Genomic DNA, 12,409 nt, shown 5'->3' on the forward strand with positions numbered 1-12,409 from the left:
ACGCCACGGGCGCAGCAGTTCACCGCATGCCGCCCTCTCCTGCTGCGCCGCCCGCTTCGACTGCGAGGTGCGCGACGCGCAGCAGGAACCGAAGTCCGCTTATCTGCGCGCGATGCGCGCCGTGTCCCGCGAAGGACCATGCCGGGGCCGCAGCCCCGAAAACTCGCCGAAACACCTGCGAATCAAAGAACTCCGAGCCATCATGACCGAACCGACCCAGCAGAACGCGCCCAGCGCCGCGCCCGAACTCGACGACAACCAGATCATCGCCGAGCGCCGCGAGAAACTGCGCACGCTGCGCGAGGCAGGCGTCGCTTATCCGAACGACTTCCGCCCGACCCACCACGCTGCCGACCTGGCGCGCGACTACGCCGACACGGACAAGGACGCGCTCGAAGCGAACCCGCTCGAAGTGGCAGTCGCCGGCCGCATGATGCTCAAGCGCGTGATGGGCAAGGCGAGCTTCGCCACGGTGCGCGACGGCTCAGGCCAGATCCAGTTCTTCATCACGCCCGCCGACGTGGGCGAGGCAACCTACGACGCGTTCAAGAAGTGGGATCTGGGTGACATCGTCGCGGCCAAGGGTGTGCTGTTCCGCACCAACAAGGGCGAGCTTTCGGTGCGCTGCACGGAACTGCGTCTGCTCTCGAAGGCGCTGCGTCCGCTGCCGGACAAGTTCCACGGTCTCGCCGACCAGGAAATGCGCTATCGCCAGCGCTACGTCGACCTGATCGTCACGCCGGAAGCGCGTCAGACATTCCAGGCGCGCACCAAGGCGATTTCCTCCGTGCGCCGCTTCATGGCCGACTCGGGCTTCATGGAAGTCGAAACGCCGATGCTGCACCCGATCCCGGGCGGCGCGGCCGCCAAGCCGTTCGTCACGCACCACAATGCGCTCGACATGCAGATGTTCATGCGCATCGCGCCCGAGCTTTATCTCAAGCGCCTGATCGTGGGCGGCTTCGAACGCGTGTTCGAGATCAACCGGAATTTCCGTAACGAAGGCGTTTCGCCACGTCACAATCCGGAATTCACGATGATGGAGTTCTATGCCGCGTACACCGACTACGCGTGGCTCATGGACTTCACCGAGCAGCTGATCCGCCAGGCCGCCATCGACGCGAGCGGCACCGCCGTGCTGACGTATCAGGGCCGTGAACTCGACCTCTCGAAGCCGTTCCATCGCTTGACGATCGTGCAGGCGATCCAGAAGTACGCGCCGCAATACACGAACGAGCAGCTTGCCGACGCCGCCTTCCTGCGCACGGAACTCAAGAAGTTCGGCGTGGACACGAACCAGCCGGCGTTCCTGAACGCAGGCGTGGGCTCGCTGCAACTGGCGCTCTTCGAAGAAACCGCCGAGTCGCAGCTGTGGGAGCCGACCTACATCATCGACTACCCCGTCGAAGTCTCGCCGCTCGCGCGCGCCTCGGACACGCTGCCGGGCATCACCGAGCGCTTCGAGCTGTTCATCACGGGCCGCGAGATCGCCAACGGCTTCTCGGAACTGAACGATCCGGAAGACCAGGCCGCGCGCTTCAAGAAGCAGGTCGAGCAAAAGGACGCCGGCGACGAAGAAGCCATGTTCTACGACGCCGACTACATCCGCGCGCTCGAATACGGCATGCCTCCGACGGGCGGGTGCGGCATCGGCATCGACCGTCTGATCATGCTGCTCACGGACAGCGCGAGCATCCGCGACGTGATCCTCTTCCCGCACCTGCGCCGCGAAGACTAAGCGGAACATGGCCTGACATGACGGGGCGCACGCGGTTCACGCCGTATGCGCCCCGTTTCTTTGTGGGCTCTCTCAGCGCACACGATTGTAACCATCGGTAAAATCTGCCGGCTAGCGCGACCGCTGGGACGGGTACGTCAATTGCGTCCCTGTGGAAAACCGCGCTGTGCAACGCTGCGCGACGACCACGCCCTCAGCGTCTTCCCGCACCCACCTCGCGGGGTTACAAATTGAAACGCTCACAGACCTGGATTGGCTCAAACTGGGTTTCACAAGAGAGCCAACTCTGCCAAAGACGGAGCCTGTCATGAACACAACCGATCCGACCACACCGAAACGCCGCCTCCATCCGCTGATCGCAACCGCAGCGGCAGCCGTCATCGTCGCGAGCCTTGCGGCCACGGCGGCCATCACCGGCGTTTTCCCGAGAGCTTCCAGCACCGCCGAACAGAGCGCCCAGGTTCAAACGGGCCAGACGGCCATGACGGCTTCCCAGCCGCCGGTGGCCGACTCGACCAAGCCGGTGCAGGCCTCGCAATACGCGCAGAGCGACCAGAATGCGCCTGCCGAGCCGCAACCGGCGCCGGCGCAGCCTCAACAGCAGGCGGCCGTGCCCGTCGCGCCGGCGCAGCAGTACGGTCAACAGCCTGCCCAGCCGGCGCAGCCTTCGCAGCAGCAATACGCGCAGGAAGCGCCGCCCGCCCAGCCCGCATGTTCGACGTGCGGCACGGTCGTCGCGATTTCCGAGGTCAAGCATGAAGGCCATGGCACCGGTATCGGCGCAGTAGGCGGCGCGGTGGCGGGTGGTGTGGTCGGCAACCAGTTCGGCTCGGGCAACGGCCGCACGGCCATGACGCTGCTCGGCGCACTGGGCGGCGGCTTCGCGGGCAACTCGGTCGAAAAACACCTGCGCAGCACGACGAGTTATTCGGTGCGCGTGCGCATGGAGAACGGCAAGACGCGCTACTTCACGTATCACGAAGCGCCGCCGTTCCAGCAAGGCGAGCGCGTGCGTGTGGAAAACGGCACGCTGGTCGCGGGTTGATCGCGCCGAAGCTGACAGCGCAATAAAAAAGGCGATTTGCCGTAGTGGCAAATCGCCTTTTTCTCGTCTGCTTGCCGGACTTGCCGGGAATCAGTAGTCCGCGTCTTCGATCCACGCGGCCTGGATCGCTTCGAGAATCTTCTCGTTCGAGCGCTCGGGGTCGTCGTCGAAGCCATCGAGCTGGGTGATCCAGCGGTGCAGATCGGTGAAGCGCACGTACTGCGGATCCACTTCGGGATGGGTGTCCGTCAAGGCCATCGCGATGTCCTGCGTATCGGTCCATTTCATGGCTGCGCGCTCCTCCTGGTGTTCAGTGGCTCAGTGGTTTTCTTTCGCGTGGTTGATCGAGTAACGCGGAATCTCGACCACCAGGTCGTCGTTCTCGGGCACGAGGGCCTGACACGACAGACGCGACGTCGGCTCGAGGCCCCACGCCTTGTCGAGGAGATCGTCTTCGTCTTCCTCGGAAGGCACGAGCACATCGAAACCTTCGCGCACGATCACGTGACAGGTCGTGCAGGCGCACGACTTTTCGCATGCGTGCTCGATTTCGATGCCGTGTTCGAGCAGCGCGTCGCACACGCTCTCACCCGGCTTGGCGTCGATGACCGCGCCTTCAGGGCACAGTTCGACATGGGGCAGCACCACGATTTGAGGCATTGTGATTTCCGTATCCAATAACTTTCATATCGGGCGCATGCCCCGCCTCCGACGGCGGCATGTGCCCATTCTACTGTCGGTGCGCGCTCTGCCACATCGGGAAAGCACGCACGCGTGCGCCGTTTGCTAACGACGCATTCGCCTTCCGCGCTTTTAGCCGATCTCGTCGAGCCTCTTGCCCGCCAGCGCGCGCTTGATGCCCTTGTCCATGCGGCGCGCGGCAAACTCGTCGGTGCCTTCGGACAGTGCCTTGGTGGCGGCTTCGATCGCGCCGGCGTCCTCGCCCTGCGCGATTTGCGCGAGCGCGGCGATCAGCGCGTCGACTTGCGCCCGCTCGGCTTCGTCGAGCAGTTCGCCATCGGCGCCCAAAGCGGCGTTGGTCGCTTCGATGATGCGTTGCGCCTCGACCTGCGCCTCGCGCAGCGCGCGGGCGCGCATGTCGACTTCGGCGGTCTTGAAGCTGTCTTCGAGCATGCGGGCCACGTCGTCGTCGGCGAGACCGTAAGACGGCTTCACCACCACCGAGGCTTCCACGCCCGAGAGCTGCTCGCGCGCGAACACGGACAAGAGGCCGTCCGCATCCACCTGGTAAGTCACGCGAATGCGCGCCACGCCCGCCGCCATCGGCGGAATGCCGCGCAACTCGAAACGCGCGAGCGAGCGGCAGTCGGCGACGAGCTCGCGCTCGCCCTGCACCACGTGAATCGCCATGGCGGTCTGGCCGTCCTTGAAGGTCGTGAAGTCCTGCGCACGCGCGACCGGAATGGTCGAATTGCGCGGGATGATCTTCTCGACGAGGCCCCCCATCGTCTCCACGCCGAGCGACAGCGGAATGACGTCGAGCAGCAGCCAGTCGTCCTCACCGCCGCGGTTGCCAGCAAGCAGGTCGGCCTGGATCGCCGCGCCGAGCGCGACGACCTGATCCGGGTCCAGATTCGTGAGCGGCGCCTGGCCGAAGTGCTGCTCCACGGCGCGGCGGATCACGGGCATGCGCGTCGCGCCGCCGACCAGCACGACGCCCTTCACGTCCTTCGCGGCTACCTTCGCGTCGCGCAGCGCCTTTTTCGTCGGCGTGAGCGTGCGCTGCACGAGCGCTTGCGTGAGCGCTTCGAAGCGCGGCTCGTCGATCGTCAGCGCGATCGGCTGGCCGCTCGACAGGGTTGCCTCGATGCGCGCCTCGGGCGTGGACGAGAGCGCTTCCTTCGCATCGCGCACGCGGTCGAGCAACAGGCGCACGTCTTCGGGCGCGAGCGTCGCGCGCTCGATGCCGGACTGCTCCAGCGTCCAGGCAAAAAGCGCGTGGTCGAAATCGTCGCCGCCGAGCGCCGAATCGCCGCCGGCCGCCAGCACTTCGAACACGCCCTTCGTGAGCTTGAGAATCGACAGGTCGAAGGTGCCGCCGCCGAGGTCGTAGACCGCGTAGAGGCCTTCGGCGCCGTTGTCGAGCCCGTACGCGATCGCCGCCGCGGTCGGCTCGTTGAGCAGACGCAGCACGTTCAGGCCCGCGAGACGCGCAGCGTCCTTGGTCGCCTGGCGCTGCGCTTCGTCGAAGTAGGCCGGCACCGTGATGACGGCGCCCACGAGTTCGTCGCCGAGCGTGTCTTCGGCACGCTGGCGCAGCGTCGCGAGAATTTCCGCCGAGACTTCGACGGGGCTCTTCACGCCGTCAATAGTCTGGATTTGCACCATGCCCGGCGCGTCGACGAAGTCGTACGGTGCGTTGGCCGCGCCTTCGACCTCGGACTTGCCGCGGCCCATGAAGCGCTTGACCGACACGATCGTATTACGCGGGTCGGTGGCGGCTTGCGCCTTCGCCGTGCGGCCGATACGGCGGCCGCCGTTGGCGAGATAGCGCACGACCGAAGGCAGCAGCGCATGGCCGTCTTCGTCGGGCAGCACGTCGGGCACGCCGCTGCGCACCGCGGCGACCAGCGAGTTCGTCGTGCCGAGGTCGATGCCGACGGCGAGTCGCCGCTGATGCGGCGCCGGCGCCATGCCGGGTTCGGAGATTTGCAGTAAGGCCATCTGTGTGATCTGCTTTTTAACCTGATGGGCGCGAGCGCCCGATATCCGTTTGCGCGCCCGGGCTCAGCCTTCGAGCCGCTCGATCTGCGAGGCGATTTCGCCCGCCACGCGCTCGATGAACATGAGCTGGCGCACCGCCTCGGCCGCGGGCTGGTTCGAGCTGCTGTCGAGCAGCGCCGCGAGCTTCGTGAAGCGCACGCGTTCGTCGTCGCGCAGCTCGCCCGCCAGTGCATCGAGTGCATCGATATTCTTCGCGGCGACCGCGTCTTCGATCGCCTCGCGCCACTCCATCTGCTGCATGAGGAACGCGGGATCCATCGCCGTGTTGTTCTCCGCCCCGACGTCGATGCCGCGCAGATGCAGCAGATACTTCGCGCGCTTGAGCGGATCGCGCAGCGTCTGATACGCCTCGTTCGTGCGCGTGGCCCATTGCATGGCGATGCGCTTTTGCGCCTCGCCGGCCGCGGCGAAGCGGTCGGGATGCACCTGCGCCTGCACCGTGCGGTAGGCATGGTCGAGCGCGTTCGCGTCGATTGCGAACTGCTCGGGCAGGCCGAACAGCACGAAGTGGCTGTCGGAGAGCGACCGGGAAGGCGTGGAAGGCGTGCTCATCGGCTGGAACGTTCTTGTGGGGCTATGAGGGGCTGAGGGACTAACCAGCGGCCATCAAAATCAAAAAGGCGGCACAGGCCGCCTTTTCACCGCTCTACGCGGGCTCAAACGCGGAAGGACTCGCCGCAGCCGCACTCGTCCTTCACATTCGGGTTGTTGAACCGGAATCCTTCGTTCAGGCCTTCGCGCACGAAGTCCAGCTGCGTGCCGTCGATATAGGCGAGACTCTTCGGGTCGACGATGACCTTCACGCCGTGGCTCTCGAAGACGTTGTCCTCGGGCGCGAGATCGTCAACGTACTCGAGCTTGTACGCGAGGCCCGAGCAGCCCGTCGTGCGCACGCCAAGACGCAGGCCCACGCCCTTGCCGCGACGGCTCAGGTACTTTTGCACGTGCTGTGCCGCTTTTTCAGTCAACGTAATTGCCATAGCATCTTCGCCGCGCCTCGCGCCGCCGGTTGGGCTTTCGCCGTCCCTTGCGTCGCGATGCAAGCCTGCTGCATCCAGAATCGTTAGTCCCAAAGCGCCGCACCTGTGGGTCCGGCGCCGTCCTGCATCCGCTGCTGCGCTTTATACCGCGTCGGCCTTCGCTTCGGTCGTGTGACGCTGGCGATAGTCCGCTACCGCTGCCTTGATCGCGTCTTCCGCGAGAATCGAGCAGTGGATCTTCACCGGCGGCAGCGCCAGTTCTTCGGCGATATGCGTGTTCTTGATGTCGAGCGCCTGGTCGAGCGTCTTGCCCTTCACCCACTCGGTCACGAGCGAGCTCGAAGCGATCGCCGAGCCGCAGCCGTAGGTCTTGAACTTCGCGTCTTCGATCACGCCGTCCGCGCCCACGCGGATCTGCAGCTTCATCACGTCGCCGCACGCCGGCGCCCCGACCATGCCGGTGCCCACTGCGTCGTCGTCCTTCGCGAACGAGCCGACGTTGCGCGGGTTTTCGTAGTGGTCCAGAACCTTGTCGCTATATGCCATGATCACACTCCTTCAATTCGTGTTTGCCGCGCTGCACGTGAGTTGCGCTGCGGCTGGGTCGTTGTTCGCTGCTAACTGTGCCGCCTGGCTTAGTGCGCTGCCCACTGGATGGTCGACAGATCGATGCCGTCCTGATGCATTTCCCACAGCGGCGAAAGCTCGCGCAGCTTGGCGATCTTCGTCTTCAGCAGGTTGATCACGTAGTCCACGTCCTGTTCCGTCGTGAAGCGGCCCACCGTGAAGCGGATCGAGCTGTGCGCCAGCTCGTCGTTGCGGCCGAGCGCGCGCAGCACGTACGACGGCTCGAGCGATGCGGACGTGCACGCCGAACCCGACGACACCGCCACGTCCTTCACCGCCATGATCAGCGACTCGCCTTCGACGAAGTTGAAGCTGATGTTCAGGTTGTGCGGCACACGCTGTTCCATGTCGCCGTTCACGTAGGTTTCCTCGATTTCCTTCAGGCCGCGCAGGAGCTTGTCGCGCAGCATGCGCACGCGCTCGTTTTCCGTGGCCATCTCTTCACGCGCGATGCGGAACGCTTCGCCCATGCCGACGATCTGGTGCGTGGCCAGCGTGCCCGAGCGCATGCCGCGCTCGTGGCCGCCGCCGTGCATCTGCGCTTCGATGCGCACGCGCGGCTTGCGGCGCACGTACAGCGCGCCGATGCCCTTCGGGCCGTAGGTCTTGTGCGCCGAGAACGACATCAGGTCGACCTTGAGCTTTTGCAGGTCGATGGGCGCCTTGCCCGTGGATTGCGCAGCGTCGACGTGGAAAATGATGCCCTTCTCACGGCAGATTTCGCCGATCGTCGCGATGTCCTGGATCACGCCGATCTCGTTGTTCACGTGCATGACGGAAACGAGGATCGTGTCGGGACGCAGCGCGGCCTTGAACGCTTCGAGGTCGATCAGACCGTCGTCCTTGACGTCCAGATACGTGACTTCGTAGCCTTCGCGCTCGAGTTCGCGGCAGGTGTCGAGCACGGCCTTGTGCTCGGTCTTCGCCGTGATGATGTGCTTACCCTTGCTCTTGTAGAAGTGCGCAGCGCCCTTGATCGCGAGGTTGTCCGATTCGGTTGCGCCGGAGGTCCAGATGATTTCGCGCGGGTCGGCGTTGACGAGCGCAGCGACCTGCTCGCGCGCTTCCTCGACGGCGCGCTCCGCATCCCAGCCATAGGCGTGGCTGCGCGACGCCGGATTGCCGAACTGCTCGCGCAGATACGGAATCATCTTGTCCACCACGCGCGGGTCGACGGGGGTCGTCGCGCTGTAGTCCATGTAAATGGGCAGGTGGGGAATGTCGTTATTCATCTATCGCTCCGGGGAATCTTGTGTGCTGCGCTGTACTGTCTGTTTTGCCAACTGCGGCGTGCTCGCGGCGCTCGAAGGCGTTACGAGCCCGCCATGTTGAAGATCGAGTTCGGACCCAGCGGCATCGTCCTGACCGGCTCCACCGCCGGCGCCTCGGCGCGGCGGTCGCGCAGGACGGCGGGCGCGGCGCCTTCGCGGGCGCGCTGCTTGTCCACCAGATCCTTGAGCGACACCGAATCGAGGTACTCGACCATTTTCTGGTTCAGCGTCGACCAGAGTTCGTGCGTCATGCAGTGGCCGTCGTGCTGCTTGGTGCCCTCGCAGGCGCCCTTGCCGCCGCACTGGGTGGCGTCGAGCGGCTCGTCCACGGCGATGATGATGTCCGCGACCGTGACGTCCTCCGCGCGGCGCGCGAGGTTGTACCCGCCGCCCGGCCCACGGACCGATTCGACGATTTCATGACGGCGCAGCTTGCCGAACAGCTGTTCGAGGTACGACAGCGAGATGTGCTGCCGCTGGCTGATACCCGCAAGCGTCACCGGGCCCTGCTCCTGGCGCAGTGCCAGGTCAATCATCGCCGTGACGGCGAAACGGCCTTTGGTGGTGAGTCTCATGATGTATGGGAACCGCAATTCTCGACAATTTTCGTCAAGTATAAATACATGACTAGTTTAGTCAAGTATCAACGTCGCGATTTGGGTTATCAGGCGCGCGGCGAATCGCAAAAATGGCGCGATTTCTGCGTCCAGCAGATTCGCGCCGCTCATCTCAATCCGCCAGTTGCGGACGCAATGCGGCGAGCAGACCCGCGCAGGCGGCCTCGCATTGATCGAGCACCGTTTCGAAGCCCGCATCGCCACCGAAATAGGGATCGACCACCACCCGCGTTTCGGCTTGCGGCGCGAATTCCATCAGCAGGCGGATCTTGTCGCGCTCGCTCGCCGGGCAGACGCCCTGAAGCGCGGCGACGTTGGCGTCGTCCATCGCCACGATCAGGTCGAAACGGCGAAAATCTTCGGCGGCGATCTGCCGGGCGCGCAACGCCGCGAGCTCGTAGCCGCGCAGGCCGCCCGCACGCTGGGCGCGCTCGTCGGGCGCCTCGCCGATGTGCCAGTCACCCGTGCCCGCCGAATCGATCTCGACGCGCTCCGCCAACCCCGCCTCGTCGATGAGACGCAGCATCACGGCCTCGGCCGTGGGCGAGCGGCAGATATTGCCAAGACAAACGAAGCAGACGGAAACCTTTTTCATTCGTGGGGGCTGGAGCAGCGGACAGCGTTCAGCGCGCGGCGGCGAATCTCAAATTATACAAAGCACACGAAATGCGCGCTGCGCGGCGCGTTAGCGCCAACGCAATTGTCAGATCGCGTTCGAGCGCGGGAGCGTCGCGATGCCGTTCATCGCCTTCACCGGCGTCTTGCCTTCGCTGCCCACTAGGCCATACGACACGGCACGCGCCAGTTCTGCCGTGACCTGATCGGCGGCGAGCGGCATTTGCTGCTCGGCGGTTTTCCATGCATGGACCCATGCGATCACCGCGAGCGGCAGGATCAGCGCCAGCGGCCAGTACACCGTTATTTTCTTTCTCATGATGTGACTCTCTATCGACTGTGAAGCGACAGGTGCGGACGCACTATCGCCAGTCGAGATGATATAGAGAGTCGCAATCAGGAAAAACCCGGTCCGGACGAACACACTGTTGCGCCAGCTTAAATAGTCGGCAACCTGGACTTGACCGATGCGCGCGCGTCAGGCCTGTTCGGGGCGCTTCGTCGTGTCCAGATGCGTGAGCCGCGCCGCGTACAACTCGCGGAACGTGCGGCCGACCGGCGCCGGCATGTCGCGCCCGTTGGTCCAGCCGCGCGCAAATGGCAGCTTGCGAATGAGCCTGCCCTGCCCGCCCATGCGCTCGAGTATCCGCACGCCGAGTTTGGTGAGCAGCGCGTAGGCCGTTGGGTGAAGCGCGAGCCAGCCCCACGCTGCGAGCGCCGCGCGCTCGCGCCACGGGCGCAGATGGCGCTCCGTCTGCTTCTCGCGCAGTTTGCGCAGCAAGTCCGAAAGCGGAATGCCCACCGGGCAGACGCTGTTGCACTCGCCGCACAGCGTTGCGGCCTGCGGCAGATCGAGCGTCTTTTCGATGCCGACGTAGCTTGGCGTGAGCACAGAGCCCATCGGTCCCGGATAGACCCAGCCGTACGCATGGCCGCCCACCTTCTGATAGACCGGGCAGTGGTTCATGCACGCCCCACAACGGATGCAGCGCAGCATCTCCTGGAATTCGCCGCCGATCAGGCCGGTGCGGCCGCCGTCCACGAGCACGACGTACATGTGCTCGGGGCCGTCCTGGTCCTCGGGTCCGCGCGGGCCCGTCAGAACCGAGAAGTAGTTCGACGTGGCCTGCCCTGTCGCCGACCGCGGCAACAGACGCATGGCGGTGGCGAGGTCCTCGAGCGTAGGCAGCACCTTCTCGATGCCCGTCACCGCCACGTGCACGCGCGGCATCACGGTGCACATACCCTCGTTGCCCTCGTTGGTCACCAGCACGACCGAGCCCGTTTCCGCGACGAGGAAGTTGCCGCCCGTCACGCCCATGTCCGCAGAGAGAAAATGCGGGCGCAGGACTTCGCGCGCCTCGCGGGTCATGTCGGGGATTTCTGTCAGGCGCGGCTTGTCGTGCGTTTTCGCGAAGAGATCGGCGATCTCGTCTTTGTCCTTGTGGACGACGGGCGCAATGATGTGGCTCGGCGGCTCGTTATCGTTGATCTGCAGGATGTACTCGCCCAGATCGGTCTCGATGGACTGCACGCCCATTTCCGCGAGCACCGCATTGAGCTGCATCTCCTCCGAGACCATCGACTTGGTCTTGATGACCTTGTGCACGTCGTGGCGCCGCGCGATGTCCGCGACCAGCTTCGCGGCGTCTTGCGCCGTTTCCGCGTAGAGCACGGTCACGCCGCGCCGCGCCGCCTCGGTCTCGAACTGCTCGAGCCAGACGTCGAGATTTTCCAGCGCCCGGTTGCGGCGCGCCTTGAGCGCCGCGCGCGTGGCGGGGAAATCGATCGCGGTGATGGCCTCGGCGCGCGCCGAGACGAACTTGGTCGAAAGTTTCTTGAGGTTGTGCTGCAGACGCTGATCGGCCAGCTTCTGACCGGCGCGCGCCTTGAACTGCATCGATTGGACTTGCATGGCGTGAGGGCGAGGTTGAGCGGTGTTCGGCGAGGTCTGGGGCTATGCGCGCATTCCGCGCGAAAGGAGCGGCGGCAGCCGGCGGCGCATCACACGTCGCCGGCCAGCACCTGCGCAATGTGCAGCACGCGCGTGGCGGTGTCGCCGATGCGGCGCAAACGCCCCTCGATATTCAAGATGCAGCCGAGGTCGCCGAGCACCACCGCGCCCGTGCCGCTCGCCTGAACGTTCGCGCATTTTTCGTCCGCAATGGCCGTCGAGATGTCGCCGTACTTCACCGCGAAGGTGCCGCCGAAGCCGCAGCAGTGCTCGCAGTCCTTCATCTCGCGCACTTCGACGCCGCGCTGGGCGAGCAACGCACGCGGCTGCGCCTTGACCCCAAGTTCACGCAGGCCCGAACACGAGTCGTGATACGTCACCGGCCCGCTGAACGCCCCTTGCGGCAGCGTGACCTTTGCGACGTTCACGAGGAAATCCGTGAGTTCGTAGACGCGCTCGCGCAACTTGCCGTAACGCGCCATCAATTCCGGATCGTCGCGAAACAGATCGCCGTAGTGCACGCGGATCATGCCGCCGCAAGAACCCGAAGGGACGACCAGATAGTCGAACTGCTCGAATTCGCGCAGCGTCTTTTCCGCGAGATCACGCGCGATGGCGCGCTCGCCGGAGTTGTAGGCCGGCTGGCCGCAGCAGGTTTGCGCAGTCGGCACAACGACTTCATAGCCCGCCTCTTCGAGCAATTTGAGCGTCGAAAAGCCAATTTCCGGACGCATCGTGTCGATGAGGCACGTGACGAACAAACCGACTCGCATGGGGACTCCTCGTTAATACCGTCCCCGATTATCCGCTGTTTCGC

Annotated in this window: 14 protein-coding genes; 2 read left to right on the top strand and 12 right to left on the bottom strand. The window is 65.0% G+C overall.

Translation table 11 applies throughout. The annotated features are described in order from the left end of the window. Window positions 1-202 precede the first annotated feature (202 nt). Both lysS and M3I56_RS05260 read left to right on the top strand, forming a co-directional pair. Window positions 203-1,738, top strand: coding sequence for a lysine--tRNA ligase (gene lysS / locus M3I56_RS05255; RefSeq protein WP_254352849.1), 1,536 nt, complete (start codon window positions 203-205; stop codon window positions 1,736-1,738). Window positions 1,739-2,045: 307 nt separating this feature from the next. After that, window positions 2,046-2,783 (top strand): glycine zipper 2TM domain-containing protein, encoded by a 738-nt coding sequence (locus M3I56_RS05260; protein ID WP_254352850.1) that lies wholly within the window; start codon window positions 2,046-2,048, stop codon window positions 2,781-2,783. Window positions 2,784-2,873: 90 nt separating this feature from the next. Here the strand turns inward: M3I56_RS05260 and iscX are convergent, their stop codons facing one another. From iscX to M3I56_RS05320, 12 genes are all read right to left on the bottom strand, one after another. Beyond that, entirely contained in the window at window positions 2,874-3,071 is a 198-nt protein-coding gene (gene iscX, locus M3I56_RS05265) for a Fe-S cluster assembly protein IscX (protein ID WP_028204168.1), read from the bottom strand. A 30-nt stretch (window positions 3,072-3,101) separates the two neighbouring features. Then, the gene (gene fdx, locus M3I56_RS05270; RefSeq protein WP_254352851.1) at window positions 3,102-3,443 is read right to left on the bottom strand and encodes an ISC system 2Fe-2S type ferredoxin; all 342 of its coding nucleotides are present in this window, start codon (window positions 3,441-3,443) and stop codon (window positions 3,102-3,104) included. 153 nt (window positions 3,444-3,596) lie between these two features. Then, window positions 3,597-5,468, bottom strand: a complete 1,872-nt coding sequence (hscA, locus tag M3I56_RS05275) for a Fe-S protein assembly chaperone HscA (RefSeq protein ID WP_254352852.1) — start codon at window positions 5,466-5,468, stop codon at window positions 3,597-3,599. Window positions 5,469-5,531: 63 nt separating this feature from the next. Beyond that, entirely contained in the window at window positions 5,532-6,080 is a 549-nt protein-coding gene (gene hscB, locus M3I56_RS05280; protein WP_254352853.1) for a Fe-S protein assembly co-chaperone HscB, read from the bottom strand. A 104-nt stretch (window positions 6,081-6,184) separates the two neighbouring features. Continuing rightward, window positions 6,185-6,508, bottom strand: a complete 324-nt coding sequence (gene iscA / locus M3I56_RS05285; protein WP_254352854.1) for an iron-sulfur cluster assembly protein IscA — start codon at window positions 6,506-6,508, stop codon at window positions 6,185-6,187. Window positions 6,509-6,649: 141 nt separating this feature from the next. Further along, entirely contained in the window at window positions 6,650-7,054 is a 405-nt protein-coding gene (iscU, locus tag M3I56_RS05290; RefSeq protein WP_254352855.1) for a Fe-S cluster assembly scaffold IscU, read from the bottom strand. 89 nt (window positions 7,055-7,143) lie between these two features. Next, on the bottom strand, window positions 7,144-8,367 hold the full coding sequence (locus M3I56_RS05295) for an IscS subfamily cysteine desulfurase (protein ID WP_254352856.1): 1,224 nt from the start codon (window positions 8,365-8,367) through the stop codon (window positions 7,144-7,146). 80 nt (window positions 8,368-8,447) lie between these two features. Further along, complete coding sequence (gene iscR / locus M3I56_RS05300) at window positions 8,448-8,981, bottom strand: Fe-S cluster assembly transcriptional regulator IscR (protein WP_028204175.1); 534 nt, start codon at window positions 8,979-8,981, stop codon at window positions 8,448-8,450. Between the two features lie 154 nt (window positions 8,982-9,135). Next, window positions 9,136-9,618, bottom strand: coding sequence for a low molecular weight protein-tyrosine-phosphatase (locus M3I56_RS05305; protein WP_254352857.1), 483 nt, complete (start codon window positions 9,616-9,618; stop codon window positions 9,136-9,138). A gap of 108 nt (window positions 9,619-9,726) precedes the next feature. Further along, complete coding sequence (locus M3I56_RS05310; protein ID WP_254341246.1) at window positions 9,727-9,957, bottom strand: hypothetical protein; 231 nt, start codon at window positions 9,955-9,957, stop codon at window positions 9,727-9,729. Window positions 9,958-10,116: 159 nt separating this feature from the next. Beyond that, entirely contained in the window at window positions 10,117-11,553 is a 1,437-nt protein-coding gene (locus tag M3I56_RS05315; RefSeq protein ID WP_254352858.1) for a lactate utilization protein B, read from the bottom strand. An 89-nt stretch (window positions 11,554-11,642) separates the two neighbouring features. Then, entirely contained in the window at window positions 11,643-12,365 is a 723-nt protein-coding gene (locus M3I56_RS05320; RefSeq protein WP_254352859.1) for a (Fe-S)-binding protein, read from the bottom strand. Window positions 12,366-12,409: the final 44 nt, after the last annotated feature.

The sequence above is a fragment of the Paraburkholderia sp. CNPSo 3281 genome (assembly GCF_024206515.1).
GTDB classification, from domain to species: Bacteria; Pseudomonadota; Gammaproteobacteria; order Burkholderiales; family Burkholderiaceae; genus Paraburkholderia; species Paraburkholderia nodosa.